This window comes from Paenibacillus sp. NRS-1782 (assembly GCF_050467685.1).
Taxonomy (GTDB): Bacteria; Bacillota; Bacilli; order Paenibacillales; family Paenibacillaceae; genus Paenibacillus; species Paenibacillus terrae_A.
The window spans coordinates 66,796-82,959 of sequence record NZ_JBITPH010000040.1; the positions used below are offsets into that span (position 1 = coordinate 66,796).

16 protein-coding genes and 1 tRNA gene are annotated in these 16,164 nt (G+C 48.1%); 11 read left to right on the forward strand and 6 right to left on the reverse strand.

Annotation, left to right across the window (positions count from 1 at the left end):
• Positions 1-25: 25 nt before the first annotated feature.
• The 3 genes from ACIFQM_RS15050 to ACIFQM_RS15060 all read left to right on the forward strand — a co-directional run bounded on the left by ACIFQM_RS15050 (position 26) and on the right by ACIFQM_RS15060 (position 1,200).
• Positions 26-370, forward strand: coding sequence for a hypothetical protein (locus tag ACIFQM_RS15050; protein WP_007429850.1), 345 nt, complete (start codon positions 26-28; stop codon positions 368-370).
• 140 nt (positions 371-510) lie between these two features.
• The gene (locus ACIFQM_RS15055; RefSeq protein WP_430040492.1) at positions 511-732 is read left to right on the forward strand and encodes a hypothetical protein; all 222 of its coding nucleotides are present in this window, start codon (positions 511-513) and stop codon (positions 730-732) included.
• A gap of 138 nt (positions 733-870) precedes the next feature.
• Complete coding sequence (locus ACIFQM_RS15060; RefSeq protein WP_430047984.1) at positions 871-1,200, forward strand: carboxymuconolactone decarboxylase family protein; 330 nt, start codon at positions 871-873, stop codon at positions 1,198-1,200.
• A gap of 134 nt (positions 1,201-1,334) precedes the next feature.
• On the opposite strand, the gene ACIFQM_RS15065 is transcribed toward ACIFQM_RS15060, so the two are convergent.
• Positions 1,335-1,874 carry a hypothetical protein gene (locus ACIFQM_RS15065; RefSeq protein WP_430040621.1) on the reverse strand — a complete coding sequence of 180 codons (540 nt, stop codon included), beginning with the start codon at positions 1,872-1,874 and terminating at the stop codon, positions 1,335-1,337.
• Positions 1,875-2,094: 220 nt separating this feature from the next.
• On the opposite strand from ACIFQM_RS15065, the gene ACIFQM_RS15070 reads away from it, so the two are divergent.
• The 4 genes from ACIFQM_RS15070 to ACIFQM_RS15085 all read left to right on the forward strand — a co-directional run bounded on the left by ACIFQM_RS15070 (position 2,095) and on the right by ACIFQM_RS15085 (position 6,264).
• A tRNA-Leu gene (locus tag ACIFQM_RS15070) sits at positions 2,095-2,178 on the forward strand.
• Positions 2,179-2,462: 284 nt separating this feature from the next.
• A complete protein-coding gene (gene shc, locus ACIFQM_RS15075) occupies positions 2,463-4,352 on the forward strand; it encodes a squalene--hopene cyclase (RefSeq protein WP_430040491.1) in 1,890 nt (629 codons plus the stop codon).
• A gap of 330 nt (positions 4,353-4,682) precedes the next feature.
• Complete coding sequence (gene msrA / locus ACIFQM_RS15080) at positions 4,683-5,195, forward strand: peptide-methionine (S)-S-oxide reductase MsrA (RefSeq protein WP_430040489.1); 513 nt, start codon at positions 4,683-4,685, stop codon at positions 5,193-5,195.
• Positions 5,196-5,316: 121 nt separating this feature from the next.
• The gene (locus tag ACIFQM_RS15085) at positions 5,317-6,264 is read left to right on the forward strand and encodes a divergent polysaccharide deacetylase family protein (protein WP_430040487.1); all 948 of its coding nucleotides are present in this window, start codon (positions 5,317-5,319) and stop codon (positions 6,262-6,264) included.
• On the opposite strand, the gene ACIFQM_RS15090 is transcribed toward ACIFQM_RS15085, so the two are convergent.
• Positions 6,239-7,000 (reverse strand): N-acetylmuramoyl-L-alanine amidase, encoded by a 762-nt coding sequence (locus ACIFQM_RS15090; RefSeq protein WP_430040485.1) that lies wholly within the window; start codon positions 6,998-7,000, stop codon positions 6,239-6,241. The two genes, ACIFQM_RS15085 and ACIFQM_RS15090, sit on opposite strands and share 26 nt — an antisense overlap.
• Before the next feature lie 274 nt (positions 7,001-7,274).
• Between ACIFQM_RS15090 and ACIFQM_RS15095 the strand changes: the two genes are divergently transcribed.
• Positions 7,275-7,466, forward strand: coding sequence for a YqzE family protein (locus ACIFQM_RS15095; protein ID WP_025685457.1), 192 nt, complete (start codon positions 7,275-7,277; stop codon positions 7,464-7,466).
• Positions 7,467-7,559: 93 nt separating this feature from the next.
• On the opposite strand, the gene ACIFQM_RS15100 is transcribed toward ACIFQM_RS15095, so the two are convergent.
• The 4 genes from ACIFQM_RS15100 to ACIFQM_RS15115 all read right to left on the reverse strand — a co-directional run bounded on the left by ACIFQM_RS15100 (position 7,560) and on the right by ACIFQM_RS15115 (position 12,684).
• Complete coding sequence (locus ACIFQM_RS15100; protein ID WP_430040483.1) at positions 7,560-8,624, reverse strand: hypothetical protein; 1,065 nt, start codon at positions 8,622-8,624, stop codon at positions 7,560-7,562.
• Positions 8,625-8,876: 252 nt separating this feature from the next.
• Positions 8,877-9,866: a YqhG family protein gene (locus tag ACIFQM_RS15105; RefSeq protein ID WP_430040481.1), complete on the reverse strand. Its 990-nt coding sequence runs from the start codon at positions 9,864-9,866 to the stop codon at positions 8,877-8,879.
• Between the two features lies 1 nt (position 9,867).
• Complete coding sequence (locus ACIFQM_RS15110) at positions 9,868-11,757, reverse strand: DEAD/DEAH box helicase (RefSeq protein ID WP_430040479.1); 1,890 nt, start codon at positions 11,755-11,757, stop codon at positions 9,868-9,870.
• A gap of 87 nt (positions 11,758-11,844) precedes the next feature.
• On the reverse strand, positions 11,845-12,684 hold the full coding sequence (locus tag ACIFQM_RS15115) for a helix-turn-helix transcriptional regulator (RefSeq protein ID WP_430040477.1): 840 nt from the start codon (positions 12,682-12,684) through the stop codon (positions 11,845-11,847).
• A gap of 162 nt (positions 12,685-12,846) precedes the next feature.
• Between ACIFQM_RS15115 and fabF the strand changes: the two genes are divergently transcribed.
• The 3 genes from fabF to ACIFQM_RS15130 all read left to right on the forward strand — a co-directional run bounded on the left by fabF (position 12,847) and on the right by ACIFQM_RS15130 (position 16,046).
• Positions 12,847-14,085 (forward strand): beta-ketoacyl-ACP synthase II, encoded by a 1,239-nt coding sequence (gene fabF / locus ACIFQM_RS15120; protein ID WP_430040475.1) that lies wholly within the window; start codon positions 12,847-12,849, stop codon positions 14,083-14,085.
• A 163-nt stretch (positions 14,086-14,248) separates the two neighbouring features.
• Positions 14,249-15,223, forward strand: coding sequence for a helix-turn-helix transcriptional regulator (locus tag ACIFQM_RS15125; RefSeq protein WP_430040473.1), 975 nt, complete (start codon positions 14,249-14,251; stop codon positions 15,221-15,223).
• Positions 15,224-15,302: 79 nt separating this feature from the next.
• A complete protein-coding gene (locus ACIFQM_RS15130) occupies positions 15,303-16,046 on the forward strand; it encodes a zinc ribbon domain-containing protein (RefSeq protein WP_430040471.1) in 744 nt (247 codons plus the stop codon).
• The last annotated feature ends 118 nt before the right edge of the window (positions 16,047-16,164 follow it).

Consider the following 16,164-nt stretch of genomic DNA (forward strand, 5'->3'; position numbering starts at 1 on the left):
AGGTTTTGGGAGAGGAGGCAGCAACATGGGGAAAGAGCAATTGACCGAACAGTTTTTTCTGGAAAAACTGGCAGCGGCTAAAGTACATTTTGAACGTGCCTTGGATTGTAAGCATACGGAATTTGACGATTTATATCCCTATATGATTGAACATCCTCAGTTTTTTTGGTACAAACGCTATGTGGCTTGGTCTGAGTTGTTGACGTTGGTTAACTTATGCGAAGAATTGTCCTTCTCTTGGAAAGAAGAATTTACTGCCCACCAAGTGGAATACGTAGATCAGAGAGTGCTGTCTGCACAAGTGCTGGACTTCTGGTATGAGAAGAACGATACAAAAGAACATGATCACAGTGTAAATCAGTCGGGATAATTTGTCGCTCTGTTGGCAATCCATATAAGTAGTAAATGGGAAGAGACCTAAATGATTTCGTTTAGGTCTCTTTTTAAACTTTTTAATGTGCATAAATGACAGCTGCCGTGTTAGAAAAGATTGTATAAGGGGGGACAGAGATGATTCATGATGAAGAATTAGACGCCTATCGGCTTTCCGGTGAGAAGGTGCGCGTCGTGCGGGATGGGCTGGAGTCCAACGATGTGGTAGGCATAGTGCTGGCGTGGGACGAGGAACAGGTGCTTATCCGCCGCCAGAATCGGCGTGTGGTCAAGCTGGATCGCAGCTATACATATCAGCCGTTCAGCGAGCCGCGTCACAATCCGGTAGAACTGGATTAGAGGAATGGGCTTCGGCTGGCTGGATAGAAGGATTTGAAGTGACTGGATAAAATAGGTGTATGTGTCGATGGCATATGCAGCCTGTAAACCGGACACAGTACATAAGAATATACTCTATATGAGAGGGTGTGCTGTGTCTTGACGGTTATGAATGAGAAAATACATGCTTATAAGGATCAAATCAGTCATTTGGAAGATAAGTTGCCGGAGGTAGTTCATGCCTATCATCGTTTCACTGGAGAGTGCTTTCAAGCCGGGAGCTTAGACGAGAAAACCAAGCAACTGATTGCCCTCGGCATTGGCTTATTTGCCAACAACGAGGTATGTACGTTTTATCACGTGGACGAGGCTCGGTCCAAAGGAGCAAGTGATCAGGAGATTATGGAGACCATTGCTGTAGCCGCAGCGGTAGGCGGAGGACATGCTCTTAGCCAAGGGGTTACTCGTGTACAGAAGGTACTGCAATAAAGCGAATGCTTTATGGGAATTCTTCATACTCCGTTCATAGCGGGTATTGATGGATATATGATGGGTATGTAAAGAAGCTTCCGAGCACGGTTGGTGTCTGCGGAAGCTTTTTTTGTATGCGCGCTGTGCGTGGATTATGCACTTCCGCTTGCGGCAGAAGCAGCAGGGCGAAGCGATTTACGCTTGTAGGCCAAGGAGGATGTAACCAGACTTCTTTCAACAAACCGTAGGGGCTTGGAAGCAGAGCGGCTGTTTGGAAACTCGGGGCGTTGCTTTTCGGGTAAAGGGAGGGCAGCTGTATGAGGCATAGAGGTAGAAAGCCCCAGATAAGCGCGCATTCGTTCATACATTTCTTTGCGGAATGCAGGCATAGCCATACTGAACTGCTCTTTATTTCCTTTACTTATATAGGTGGCGTGAACGCCTGAGTGGTTTTGTTGTATGTCCAAAACACGAATATGACATTTATTAAATTCATGTTTTATTTCAGATAGTAAGATTCCGGTACGATCTACTCCTGCGTTAACCATTTCGACATAAAGATCAGGCGTTTTCAGCATACCGCTTTCTTCAAGAATAAGACTGTCCCGCTCAAATACCTTTTGAATAAAGGTAAGGAGCAGATAATTTTTCACAAGAGACAATTCATTCTGAGTAGTAACTGAAGAGATCATAACCATTCACCGCCTTAGGGAAATGTGATAATAATCCATATCTGACTGAATAAAAAGAACTAGCGTTCTCAGGAACTTATGTTCTTATTTTAGTGTATTATTCCTAATTTATCAAGAGGGAATGAAAATATAAAGTGTTTGACTTCTTTTTATGAGCATGGTATGATCTATTTTGTCGCCAAGAAAGATTGACCTTTTGAGGACAAACGACAATATATATGCGGTCGTGGCGGAATTGGCAGACGCGCACGGTTCAGGTCCGTGTGGGCTAACCCCCGTGGAGGTTCGAGTCCTCTCGACCGCATCATCTTAAAAATGAACGCTCTTGAATTTCCCTTGTGGAGATTCAAGAGCTTTTTGCATATTCTGGATATGTAAAGTGGTACTCATGACACCCAGATGTAACCCCTAATGATTGTTTCTGAAAAATCCAACTTTATATTGCACCAACAAAAGAGTCTGTAGTCCTGAAATGGTATGGGGTCCTTTTTGGCGTTTAATGCTTAACCACGACAGCAAGCGGCACATCATTTCCTCGTACTGGCGTTCATATAATGTACATCATGACGTTATTGGAGGTATAAGAGAATGGGAGATGTACGTAGCGCAGTCGATGAGGGGACAAGGAAGCTAAGGAACTTTTTTATGCGCCAGCAGCATCAAGACGGATCATGGCATTTTTGCTTTGAGAACGGGGTGGCGATGGATGCTTATGTCATGATCCTCTTTCGGATATTGGATATACAGAATGAAGAGCTGATCCGGCGTTTGCATGATCGCATCCTTGCGGAGCAGCAGCCGGAAGGCTGTTGGCGTTGGTACAGGGACGAGCAAGAGGGTAATTTATCCGTTTCCATTGATGCCTATTATGCCCTGCTCTATTCCGGGTACAGTGAACCGACAGACGAGTCGATGGAGCGAGCCAGGCGTTACATTCAATCGCAAGGTGGACCGGGGAAATCGACCAGCATTCTGACAAAGGCGATTCTCGCTGCAACCGGGCAGCGCAAATGGCCAGCATCAATCTCGCTCATACCACTGGAGATCATCCTTTTTCCTGCCTATATGCCAATTAATCTGTATGAATTCTCAGGTTATTCCCGTATCCATCTGATCCCTATGATGATCATGGCGGACCGGAATTTCTCTATATCAACGAATAAGGCTCCCACTGTATCCGATCTGTTCGATTCACGCTATGATGACGATGAGCCGCAGCCCCAGGAGCACCGGGAAATCGCGGAAAGCATACGTGTCGGACTCAGCAGACTTCTCGGAACTCCCCGGTATATCCATGAAGCAGCTCTAAACAAGGCGGAGCAGTTCATGCTGAATCGAATCGAATCGGATGGCACCCTATACAGTTATGCGAGCAGCACCATTCTCATGGTTTTTGCCCTGCTTGCACTGGGCTATGATAAACGGGATCCGCTTATTGTAAAGGCCGTTCAAGGGTTGACAGAGATGCAGTACCGCTTTGACGGTAAAGCTACCATTCAGAATTCACCCTCAACGATCTGGGATACGGCCTTGATCTCCTATGTGCTGCAGGAGTCCGGCGTCGCCGGGGATCATGAGGCCGTGAAGCGGTCGGCAGCCTATCTCTTATCCAGACAACAGGACAAAGCGTCGGATTGGAGTGTTCATAATCCGGTTACGGTTCCTGGCGGCTGGGGATTCTCTGAGACCAATACCTTAAATCCCGATGTAGACGACACAACAGCCGCTTTAAGAGCGATTCACTGCCTGTCCCGTACAGATCCTAAATATCGTGACTCATCCACTCGGGGGCTCAACTGGGTTATGTCTATGCAAAATAAAGACGGCGGGTGGCCTGCGTTCGAAAAAAACACCAATAAGAAAATGCTCACATGGCTGGCTATAGATGGTGCCAAGTCCGCCGCTATCGACCCTTCGGGAGCCGACCTTACAGGACGCACATTGGAATACCTCGGAAATTGTTGCGGATTCGACACGAGGCACGATTTCATCCAACGGGGGGTTAATTGGCTGATCTCCCATCAGGAGAAAGACGGATCATGGTATGGAAGATGGGGGATTTGTTATATTTACGGCACTTGGGCGGCACTGACTGGTTTAGAGGCTGCCGGGCTCCCGGCGGACCATACTTCGATTCAAAAAGGAGCGGAATGGCTCTTGCAGATTCAGAATTCGGATGGGGGCTGGGGTGAATCCTGCATCAGCGACCGGGTGATGAAATACATGCCCTTAGGGGAAAGCACGCCATCCCAAACTGCGTGGGCACTCGATGCACTCATCGCGGTTCAGCCGCAGCCGTCTGCTGCCGTAAATAGAGGAATATACAAGTTGATGGAATTGCTGCAAAACGACGATTGGCCGACCGCATATCCCACGGGCGCTGGGCTTCCGGGTAACTTCTATTCTCATTATCATAGCTATCGTTACATCTGGCCGCTTCTGACCCTAAGCCATTATAAGAAGAAATACGGGGAATAAGGAGCCATACTGCGTCTATGTGGCAGGAATGGTTATATGGTGTGAGGGCTTAGCTCGTACAGGATGACTTTATTGCTCGGAATGAGGTCAATATTCCCCATAGAATGAGGGTATTGGTCAGGGAGGAGAGAGGCCTTCCCCAAGCTGTCGCTTCGTTAATACGCGGTGGAGTTGCTCAGCTATTTCGCAGAAAAAAATCCGGACGACTATGTAATACGGATATCGGTTGAGGTTTGTAAAGGGAGAAAATTTCTTTTATAAGGTTACCCTTTAAGATAGGATAGAAAATAACACACTCGATGATGAAGCTATTGAAAGGTTGGATGAGAGATGGAGAAAGCAACTTTTGCAGGAGGATGCTTCTGGTGTATGGTGACTCCGTTCGAGGAGCAGCTGGGCATTCATGGCATTGTCTCAGGTTATACTGGAGGGACGATTCCCGATCCGACCTACGAACAGGTTAAAACAGGAACTACAGGTCACTATGAGGTGGTGCAGATTATTTTTGAGCCTGAGCTGTTTCCTTATGAAAAGCTGCTCGAATTGTATTGGCCCCAAACGGACCCCACAGACGGAGAAGGCCAATTTCAGGATCGGGGTACACAGTACAAACCCGCTATTTTTTACCACACGGAGCAGCAACGGGAACTCGCACTGCAATCCAAGGAACAATTGGCACAAAGCGGGCGCTTTGACAAGCCTATCGTGACGGAAATTCTTCCGGCCTCCATATTTTATCCGGCAGAGGATTACCATCAGGATTATCACAAAAAGAATGTGAAGCATTACAAGGAAGACCGCGCCCAATCGGGTCGTGATGAGTTTATACATCAGAACTGGTAAGCAGGTTTAGCATACATTTTGCGTACGATAGGCAGATCAGGGATAACCCCTTGGGTCTGCCCATACATATTTAGGCCTCGTTACTCACACAATGAAGGGACAGAGAAGGAGGCTGACCTGAATGAGTAAACGAACGAAACAGCACCTGAGAAACGTCATAAAGAAGGCTATACAAGCTACTCGCAGCCGTAAAGAGCCAAGCTGTGCACAGGTGGTTTGCCAAAATCCGAAAATGAAAAAAAACTTAGTTGCTTGTATTGTGGTAGGTCTTGTTTTTACGGTATGGGGGAATGTTTGGAGCATGGATGTTGCAAGTGCTACGGGTAAGCGGGATCAGCACCAAAAGATGGTGGCCGTCATTATTGACGACTTGGGCAACAACATGAAAGGAACAGAGCAAATTTTAAATTTGCCGGTTAAAATTACGGTTGCGGTGATGCCGTTTCTGCCTTCCACCAAGCAGGATGCCATGGAAGCTCACAAGCGTGGTCATGACGTTATTGTGCATCTTCCAATGGAGCCAAAGCAGGGAAAACCCGAATGGCTTGGACCTGGAGCGATTAAGGCGAATATGTCGGATGAAGAAGTACGCGCCAAGGTGACAGCAGCCATTAAGGAAGTCCCTTTTGCGATAGGTATGAATAATCACATGGGCTCCAAGGTCACCTCAGACAAACGCATTATGTCCATTGTTCTGGATGTTTGCAAGGAGCATGGACTATTTTTTGTCGACAGCCGTACGAACTATTGGTCAGTAGTGCCGGAGTTAGCCGTAGAAAAGGGAATGCCACCGGTGCGAAATGACATTTTTCTGGATGATACCCATTCACTCGCACATGTGAATCGGCAACTGACCAAGGTGGGAGAATGGGTGGACGAGCACGATACCTGTGTAACGATTGGTCATGTTGGTGTATCCGGCATGCACACGTCCGCGGCACTCCATTCATCGGTTCCCGCGCTAAAAGATCACGCCAAGTTTGTGGGCATCAGTGATTTGGTACGTTCCGTATGGGGATGGAAGGGAGCTCCTGCCACCCATACTACCATACCGTCAAATGAGCAATAATGCCTTTGGCTATCGCTTCTGCGACGTTTTTTTGACCGCGATCTCCGGAAAGAATGGCCCTGTCCTGTTCATTGCTGATAAATCCGGTTTCCACGATTACAGCGGGAGGCTGGATTTTGTTCAGAAGATAGAAGGGTTTTCCGTAAACCGTTTCTCTGTTCATGCAGAATAAGCGGTTCAATGAATGTTGAATCCGTTCTGCCAACAGATAGCTGCTGCCTTCGTCCTGGTACAAAACAATCGGCCCCCGTTTTTCGGCACGTTTGGTCCAATTCACATGCAGACTGACGACTAAAGCGGTGGGCAACTGTTCTGTCAGGCTCTTACGCTGGGCCAAGTCTTTCAGATGCCGGGATTTGGATTGAAGCCAACGATTATCGTCGCTTAGAGCATAGTCCTTATCCCTGTTTAAGACCGCGGGATAGCCCTGTGAGCGTAAAATCAGGTACAGTTTTTGACCTATTGCGAGATTGATGTCTTTTTCCAGAAGCCCTTTATGGCTCGTTCCACCGTCCACGCCTCCATGACCGACGTCAATAAGCACAACGGGTTTTGCAAAAGCGTGATAGGACGAATGTACGTTGGATTGACTTTCTGTGTCCTTGTTCGGATTGGTGCTTTTTTCGCCGGTCTGGGCGCTTGCATAGCCAAAGGAGGCAAATACAGCACTGCAAAGGATACTTAAACTCAATCCCATTCCTATTAGCCATATGATGTTTAACTTTTCTTTTCGCATGTTCTATTCCTCCAATAGACGGATTGATTATTTTCTGAAAACAAACCATATAAAGCAGCATAGCTTCCTTAAACAAAATTATTAGCCTTCGGGTAACAATTTTATTTAAGATAGTATGTACCATTTAAGGGAAACCATGCATAGTTAGTCCCGCAGGGTTAGACTTTTTGGAAAATGAGCAAGCTAAACTTATCTGCATCCAACGCGTGAATTTAATGTTTTCCTGCAATGTGAACCTCATGTCAGGGATGCAGATTGAAGGAGGTCGCGGAGGATGGCCAAGAGTGACGAGCTGGTGACATACATTACGCAACGAATTGTTCGGTATATGGAAACGCCACGCGATGTACGCCGTAGCCGTAAACAATCAAGAGAGCCATGGGTATACAAATGGTTCGGAATGCTGCCGCTCGCTCTGAATATGTGGATTAAATCCGCACGCAAAGGGCGAAAGGAACGGCATTGAACTCGCCAAAGAGACCACAAGAGGCATACGGAATGCCGTTTGAGGTCTCTTTTTGTGTTAAGAAATGATTAACGTGATTACATAAATGAATAATTAAGAGTGCATACGATAAAATCCACCGCCAGATAACAGCTGATCCAGCGGGACAAAGCGTGAAAGCCCGGTGCGGCAGGTTAACGCATACATAACAGGATGAGAGAGATCATGAGAAGGGTTCCAGGACTGATATCCGTTAATAGCTAAGGGGCCTCCAAAAGCGAAATTGATGTCTGTAGCTGAAAATACGATACGTGATGATTCACTCAGTGTGTTAGTAAACTGCTGTACGTTATGGATGGAAAGCTTTTGTTTGGGTAGAAGCCAACTAAGATCGTCATAGGGGTCAAAAGGCTCAGCAGAAAGGGTAATCGCCTGCGGCCCTGCTTTCAGAGAGAGAGCAGATGAAGGAATTGTACTGCTGTGGAGCTTATTTTTCCAGTTCCCATTGGCTACCTCCGCAGGCAATGGATCCCCCGTAAAAGCATCGATGCACACTTCGCTGCCAGAGGAGGAACGCACCAGCCAGTAGGCTAATAGCGGTTCCTCATACATGGGGGTAATTTGCAGCTTGTCGATGGATGAAAGCTTGGTTTCTGTGAGGGATTTAAGGGATTGGCGGAGTAAATTCATACTGTACGGCCCGCCCGGTCCGTTACCGTATTCATTAAGCTGATAAGCGCCGTTATGATCTGCCCCGATAATCAGGTAGCCAATGTATTCACCTGCACGATTCACCTGCACGAGCCAGCTATGTGTTCCGGGACCGAGCGGGTGGTAGCTAAGCTCGGCATCTTTCCATTGGTCAAAAGACGGCTGTGTGGATAGCGACTGCACCGTATCGGTGGAAACCCGCTTTACGTCCGCTGGTATCCCTTGTTCCTGAGCAGGAGGGCTTACAGTAGTTGCCTCGATTTGCCCCTGCTTCCCATCTTGGTTCTGGTTCGTTGGTTCCGATGAGGAAACCAATGAAGTTGCTTCGTAAGAGGGTGACGGGTTGGCGTTGTGGTCTTGGGTTGCTGAGGGGGCCGCTTGAATGGAAGCAAACGGACAGACTGCGGACAGACCGATCAGAACAGCCGCAATCATACCAACGCTATAGTGTCCGAAATTTTTTTTCAATGGAATCCACCTTTCTGACGGCCAATGCACCGATGGAAGCTTTTTTATCCAGCATAAAGCTTGTCCGATAAAAAGACTGCTACACCTTGTCGGCACATCCGTCCTGAACGGGTTCGTTTTTTGCTGTCGATAACTAGCGGCAGGTCTGGCAAAGCTTGTCGGTATCGCAATAAACCCGATATAGTCTGAAGCAAGATGTTAAAAGCTGACGATACTTCTGCAACCTGCCTGCGAAGGAGCGTGAGATATCGGTTACCGCAGATGAAATATCCCGCAGTTAATGGCGGATACAAGCACCTTGGGTTCATATTGCCATACCATTTCTTTGCGGCGGGCTTGATGCTGCTCTTGTATGGCTTCTTTTTTTTCCTCTTCTTCTTTTTGCTCCTTGACCAAATCATCGTAATAGTGATCAATAACCTCCAATTCCTCGCGCAGCCGTTCTCTGGCCTGCTCAGCCCACTCGTAATCCTGCTGGCTCAGCTGAGCATTAAGGTAGTTTTCCAGCGAAATGGAGGCCTCCGGAACAGATAATTTTGCAGGCTGCACATGCATATTGCCTGCCAGCAGCGGGCTGAGCTGCCGGGATTCAAGCATGCTACCAAAGTCAGGTACGATGGTGCCGCTTTTGAGTGAAATCCCAAGCCAGTGGAGTTCTTCCCGCTTCAAATCACAGGCAAATTCGATCTTGTAGCAGACGCCTAACCAAGCTTCATATACTGCGGGAGAACGGGCGGATAATTGACGAGCATTAGGTTGCTCGAACAAATTGACATATTTTCCTCCATCCCGCGCAGCTTCAAAAATTTGGTGCAGCCGACGACTCCCATAGTGAAGTTCTTCCTGCAAAATACGTCCGGGTCCCAACTGTGGTAACGCTGGAACATGGCCGAAGTAACGGCCCAGGACCTGATCCTGTGCCGAACTGCCGGACGCTGGAGCCGGTTGAGATCCTTGTCCCGGTTGTGCTTGTGATGGGGGGAGGGGCAGATTGTCCATCGAACTCTCCTGTGCCATTCGGTAGGCTTCCCCATCGAAAATAAAGGTGAATGACATCGTTTGCGCCGGAACGCCAGTACGCTCTACATAGCCCCAATAGTAAGGGCGGTTCGTTAGAGCTTTATCCGCTTCGGGAGAAAGCTTGACAGTCACATGGTTTGGCGACCTCTCGATCACACTGCATCCGGTGGCTTCCAGATACGTAAGGACATAACGCTGTACCTGCTGTGAATTCATGGTCATATCAGCGGTCTCCTTTCGCGCCGCGTCTGGCTTTGGCTGGAGGAACAGCGCTACCTGATAAGCCTAGCAAATCAGCGGTGCTTTGGCTTGTTCCCGTCAGGCGCCCGTTGATCTGGTCTGTCTCGGATGACATATCGCTTGCCGTATCCGAAGTGGATGGACTGTCCGTACGCTGCTGCTTCATTTCCTGCTTGATGGAATCCAGCGAATGGCCGAGTTTTTGCATTTTTTGGCGTATTTCATCGTCATTGCCGGATTCAAGCATAATTTTATACAAACTTTTTTCAATGGATTCTTTCTTCTCAAACTTCTCCAGAATAACGTCCAATCCGCCAATGACCATTTCGAACATGTTGATTTTTTCATGCAGCAGATGTAGGATATGCTCCTCAATCGTTCCGGTTGTGGACAGGTTGAAAATATTAACATCATGCGTCTGTCCCAGTCGATGCACACGTCCAATCCGTTGTTCCACGCGCATGGGGTTCCATGGCAAATCAAAGTTAATCATATGGTGGCAAAATTGCAGGTTAATGCCCTCGCCGCCCGCTTCGGTGGCAATCATCACCTGAATACGTCCACGGAACAAATCCATCATCCAATCCTTGCGTCCTCGGTTCATGCCGCCTCGGTAAGGAACAGCGGATAGCCCCCGGTCGCGAAAATAGTTCAGCAAATATTCCTGTGTAGCCCGGTATTCGGTAAAAATAATCACTTTTTCGTTCATTTGACGAATGAGTTCAAGCGCTTTTTCGGCCTTGGAATTGGCTTTAATCGCCTTGATGTGCGCGACCAATTCCCAGACGCGATCGCGTAGAGGGGAGTCGGGCGCCATCTTTTTAGATAAATTGACAAGCGTTACGAATACCGCATCACGGCTGCTGCACACTTCCCGCTGAAGGGTAACGAGAGACAGCATGCTGCTCAAATTTCCGCCATTCGCCTGATATTGATCCTTGACAAAGGAAGTGACTCCATCGTATAGCGCTTGTTCTTCCGGCGAAAGCTCCAAGTGAATGTTGGAAACATTTCGTTTGGTGAATTGGACCGGGCCTTCGCCGCGACGGTTGCGGATCATGACTTTGGACAGCTCATCCTTGAGCTGGTCCTCATTTTTGGGTAGTCGTTTATCCACCACGAAGTTGGCAGAAAAATCCCCATGTCGTCCTAACTGACCGGGCTTGAGCAATGTAATGAGATTGAAGAGCTCGGACAAATCGTTCTGTACAGGGGTGGCGGTCAGGAGCAAACAATATTTTTTACGCAGCTTCATAATGAACTGATAGTTGGATGTTTTTTTATTTTTCAGCTTGTGTGCTTCGTCGATAATGAGCAGATCGTAATCGGTATCCAGCAGGATGTTACTATGTGGCTCTCTCTTGGCCGTATCCATAGAGGCCACGACAACCTCGGACGACCAGGAATACGCTTTTTTCTGAGCGACAGCCGGAATGCCAAATTTGCTGTTCAGCTCACGAACCCACTGTAGAACCAGAGAAGCGGGTACAAGAATAAGCACTTTGGCGGCAAGCCCGCGAACCAGATATTCCTTGAGAATCATGCCAGCTTCAATCGTCTTGCCCAAGCCAACTTCATCGGCGAGGATGGCGCGGCCGGACATTTCAAATAATACCTTACGGGCCGTATCCAGCTGATGGGGCAGCGGAGTGAGATCTTGCAAATGCTTCAGACATTGAAGCTCATCAAAGCTGGGTACCAGCTTGGCCTTCTCCGCCTCAATTGCCAACTGATATAGATCCCAATCTCCCCAAGGTCCTCCTTTGCGGAGACGTTGGTCCAACTCATCCTGCCAACTCCGGTCAAATTGCACCGGAACAGGTGGTGGTGCCTGATTTTGTGATTGTGAGGAACTTGTCGATTTGGCTTTCATGATGAATTCCCTCCCTCCTTTTTGCACAGATCGTAGATGTAGTATGGACGGAAAAAGATATCTTCATAACAGGAGGGGTGAAATCCTTTAGCTGCCTTCCATCAGCTTTTGGAGTTTACTTTCTGTAGAGGTTTGTGCGTTCGGGGTGTAGATGCTGCAACGCAGATCGACGCTGCCTTGCACCTGAAGGGAGGTCAGGTCAAACAACATTTTGCCTGCCTTGGCATGACGAAATTCAATCAGCACCTCCGGCGCAGAGCTGACCTCACTCTGATTCCAAAGTTCATTAAACTCCGGATAAGCCCGGCTCATGTTCTGTATGAACTGTGCATACCAAGGGTCCGTCACATATTGTCCGTAATAAGCGCGGAAAATAGCAAGGAATCCTTTGACGAAATGCTCCCAATTTACAGCGAGACTTTTAAACTCTTTTTTGGTAAACAGCAGCTCAATCATGTTGCGTTGTTCATGGGGCAGCTCGGCAAAATCCATAAACACATGAGCCGCGGCTGCATTCCAGCCGACAATATGGCAGCGCCGATCTGAAATAATAGCAGGGCAGTATCGCAGCTCCTGTACTATTTTTTGCAGGGATGGAGAAATAACCGTTTGTTCTGCAAGAGCAGGAGGTGTCTGAAATCCGGTTTCAAGCGCTAAATCATACAAATACTTACGTTCATCCGTGTTTAGCTGCAAGGCGGCGGCAATGGCATCCAGTACAGAGGCGGACACCTTGATATCGCGTCCCTGCTCCAGCCAGGTGTACCATGTCGTGCTGACGCCTGCTAGCTGAGCGACTTCTTCTCTACGCAAGCCAGGTGTTCTGCGGCGTGATCCGTTCGGCAGACCGACCATATGCGGGTGTAAACGGGCTCTTTTTGTTTTAAGAAAAACAGATAGTGCTTCCAGACGTGCTTCCGGTTTCATAGGCGAGTTCTCTCCATTCGATGGGGGATAAGTAATGAGCAGTTAAGGCTCTAACTATAGTAGTGTTCATTATACCAGGATAAACAAACACTTGTAATAGGATAAGCCGAGGGTAAAATGAGGATTATAAGTAAGTAAACGAGCAGGAGGAATGAAGAGCGTATGCAAAGAGTTGTAATTACAGGTATGGGTGTGGTTTCGCCACTGGGCAATGACGTGGACACGCTGTGGAAGAATCTGCTGGAGGGTCGTTCAGGTATACGAAAAATAGACACGTTCGATGTGTCCGATTTGAAAGCACAGATCGCCGGGCTGGTACAGGATTTTGATGCAGAAAAGCAATGGGGACGTAAAGACGCCAGACGAATGGATCGCTTCACGCAGTTTGCGTTGTTTGCGGCAGAGCAAGCGCTGAAGGATTCCGGTCTGGAGCTGGATAACACGAATCTGGAGCGAGTTGGTGTCTATGTAGGATCAGGAGTCGGCGGTCTGGATACGTTGGTGGACAATGTGAATGTATTGGAGAATCGTGGGCCGGGCAGAGTCAGTCCGACCCTGGTGCCTATGATGATTTCAAATATGGCTGCAGCGCAAATCAGTATTGCGTTCGGAGCGATGGGTGCCACGCTTTCGCCGGTTACGGCCTGTTCCATTGGAAATACGGCGATTGGAGAAGCGTTTCGTACGATTCGCACAGGAGATGCGGATGTGATTTTTGCAGGTGGAGCGGAGGCAGCGGTGACCAGACTGGCGCTTGCGAGCTTCTCCAATGCAACGGCCTTGTCGACTCGTAACAAGGAGCCTTCGATTGCGAGCCGACCGTTTGATCAAGACCGCGACGGCTTTGTTATGAGCGAAGGGGCGGGCATTCTGGTACTGGAGTCGCTGGAGCATGCTGTTCAGCGTGGCGCAGAAATAGTTGGGGAGGTCATTGGCTATGGCGCAAGCTCGGATGCCTACCATATGGTTGCACCGCACCCGGAAGGGACCGGAGCTTATCTGGCGATGAAAGCAGCCCTTCAATCCGCCCATATCACGCCTGAAGAGGTGGATGTGATCAGTGCGCATGCAACGAGTACGTCCGTTGGCGATCTGGCCGAGACTCTCGCGATACACAAGCTGTTCGGTGACCATGCCTACCAAATTCCGGTTACCGCGAATAAATCCATGCTCGGTCATATGCTGGGAGCCGCAGGCGGTGTCGAAGCCATTGCACTTGTACAGAGTCTAAGGGAAGGCATCATTCCGCCAACGGTTCATCTGGACAACCCGGACCCGGCCTGTGACCTGGATTATGTGCCACACGAGGCACGCAAGGCCTCATTAAATATCGGGCTATCCAACTCCTTCGGCTTTGGCGGCCACAATGCGGTCATCGTAATGAAGCGTTACGAGCTATAAGTGAAATAAATGATTTAACCTCAGGAGTTCTATCCAACGGGATGGAATGCCTGAGGTTTTTGCTATTGGCAACGGGTTCTTTTTAGATAAGAGATAGAGTAAGATGGAGGAAAACATATGGGGACTTCTATGTTTATTAACAGTTAGGAAAGGTTTTGGAGAGATGAAAATTGAACGGTTGCTTTCTATCGTCATTTTGCTGTTGAAAAGAAATAGAATTCAGGCGAAGGAACTGGCAGATTTGTATGAGGTTTCGATACGGACGATCTACAGAGATATCGAAGCGATTAGCCTGGCTGGTATTCCGGTGGTAACTTATCAGGGGGTGAATGGGGGAATCGGCCTGATGGATGGCTACCGCCTGGATCGCAGTGTGCTGACGGATGGCGATGTGAAGGACATTGTGATGGGCTTGCAGAGCTTGTCCTCGTCGTTAGGTGGACCGAATGTAACCCGATTGCTCGATAAATTTGAAAGCATTATACCGGATTCGGGAAAAGCGAAATTCAGTGTCAATACCACACAGTTTATCGTCGATCATTCGGGTTGGGGAAATCAGTCTGCGCAGGAGAGTAAGCTGGTGAAGGTGAAGGAGGCGCTGAGCCAATCGCGTACGATTGCTTTTACTTACAGGAATGCGCAGGGAGCCGTGACCGCACGGAAGGTTGAACCGCACACGCTTGTTCTGAAAGGACAGCAATGGTTTGTATATGCTTATTGTCTTGACAAGGAGCAATTTCGTCTGTTCAAACTATCCCGCATGAGTGATCCTGTCGTGACGGAGTTGGCTTTTACTCGTCGGGACCTTTCCTATGAAAAGCTGCCATGGAATGAGGAACGGCTGGCGGCAGTTAAGACGGTACAGCCTTTTACGCTGCAATTTAATCATAAATCCCGGCATCTGGCGGAAGACTGGTTTGGAGTGGAAGCATTGACTGAGCAGGAAGAAGGGATGTATACAGTTTCGGTTCCTTTTCCCGAGGATGCGTGGATGTACGGATTTATTTTAAGTCTGGGGCCGGATGTGATCGTCAGGGAACCCGCTCATTTACGGGAGAAGATTCGGGATATGGCATTACGTATTGCATCCAATTATGGAGAGCCTCCTATAGAGAACTCTGAAAAACATAGAATATAAAAAAACAAACCTGACGGATAGCTGTCAGGTTTGTTTCGTTATACTGATGTCATATCAACCAGGAAAGGGGATTTACAAAATGGATAAAGCTTGTCAAAGTTGCGGGATGCCGCTGGAGCATGAGGAACAATACGGAACAGACGCACAACAGGTGAAAACAGATGTATATTGTAAGTATTGCTATAAGGAAGGTGCGTTTGTTCAGCCTGATTTGACGATGGAGGAGATGATTCAGCAGTGCGTACCTATTCTCGCAGAGCAAGGGATGCAGAAGGAAGAGGCTGTTGCAATGATGCGTAGTTATCTGCCAAATTTAAAACGCTGGCGTTCACAGGAGGATATGGGACGTGAAGAAAATGTTGAGCCGATCCGAGAGGAAAGTCGGGGAGAGATTCGCCTGATCGGGCTGGCAGCATCTACAAGCAACCGGAACGAACAAACATCCCAAGCGATCATTCCGGGCATGTGGGAACGTTTCTGGAGTGAGGATGTGCCTGGACGGATAAGCGGGCATGAAGAACTCGGTTCTGTCTATGGTTGCTATACCAACTATGAAAATGGAGTTTTTGGCGAGTATACTTTTTTTATCGGGAAGGAAGCGGCAGCAGATTTCCAGACTCCTGAGGGTCTTGAACAACTCGTGATTCCGGCTGCGCGTTACGCTGTTTTTCAAGCTACATCCGAACCTTCCTCAGTTTTTCGGGTATGGCAAGCGATTTGGAACTGGGCTGCCACGGGACAAGCAGAGCGGACGTACACAGGTGATTTTGAAGTGTACGGCAATCCTGATGAGCCAGTGCTGATTTACATTGCGATCAAGTGATGATCTGCTTCATACTAGAAAAGAAGAACCTTTGTGTGCTACTTGGCATATAGAGGTTTTTTGCTCCTCCATCTTGAGAATTTCTTGATATTTCTGTTTTATAGTATAAAATGTCACA

Coding starts and splice junctions, on each gene's coding strand:
- ACIFQM_RS15050 (WP_007429850.1), top strand. CDS start 26: ATGGGGAAAGAGCAATTGACCGAACAGTTTTTTCTGGAAAAACTGGCA.
- ACIFQM_RS15065 (WP_430040621.1), bottom strand. CDS start 1,874: ATGATCTCTTCAGTTACTACTCAGAATGAATTGTCTCTTGTGAAAAAT.
- ACIFQM_RS15115 (WP_430040477.1), bottom strand. CDS start 12,684: ATGAAACCGGAAGCACGTCTGGAAGCACTATCTGTTTTTCTTAAAACA.
- ACIFQM_RS15090 (WP_430040485.1), bottom strand. CDS start 7,000: ATGCGAAAAGAAAAGTTAAACATCATATGGCTAATAGGAATGGGATTG.
- ACIFQM_RS15085 (WP_430040487.1), top strand. CDS start 5,317: ATGAGTAAACGAACGAAACAGCACCTGAGAAACGTCATAAAGAAGGCT.
- fabF (WP_430040475.1), top strand. CDS start 12,847: ATGCAAAGAGTTGTAATTACAGGTATGGGTGTGGTTTCGCCACTGGGC.
- ACIFQM_RS15110 (WP_430040479.1), bottom strand. CDS start 11,757: ATGAAAGCCAAATCGACAAGTTCCTCACAATCACAAAATCAGGCACCA.
- msrA (WP_430040489.1), top strand. CDS start 4,683: ATGGAGAAAGCAACTTTTGCAGGAGGATGCTTCTGGTGTATGGTGACT.
- ACIFQM_RS15055 (WP_430040492.1), top strand. CDS start 511: ATGATTCATGATGAAGAATTAGACGCCTATCGGCTTTCCGGTGAGAAG.
- ACIFQM_RS15105 (WP_430040481.1), bottom strand. CDS start 9,866: ATGACCATGAATTCACAGCAGGTACAGCGTTATGTCCTTACGTATCTG.
- shc (WP_430040491.1), top strand. CDS start 2,463: ATGGGAGATGTACGTAGCGCAGTCGATGAGGGGACAAGGAAGCTAAGG.
- ACIFQM_RS15130 (WP_430040471.1), top strand. CDS start 15,303: ATGGATAAAGCTTGTCAAAGTTGCGGGATGCCGCTGGAGCATGAGGAA.
- ACIFQM_RS15095 (WP_025685457.1), top strand. CDS start 7,275: ATGGCCAAGAGTGACGAGCTGGTGACATACATTACGCAACGAATTGTT.
- ACIFQM_RS15125 (WP_430040473.1), top strand. CDS start 14,249: ATGAAAATTGAACGGTTGCTTTCTATCGTCATTTTGCTGTTGAAAAGA.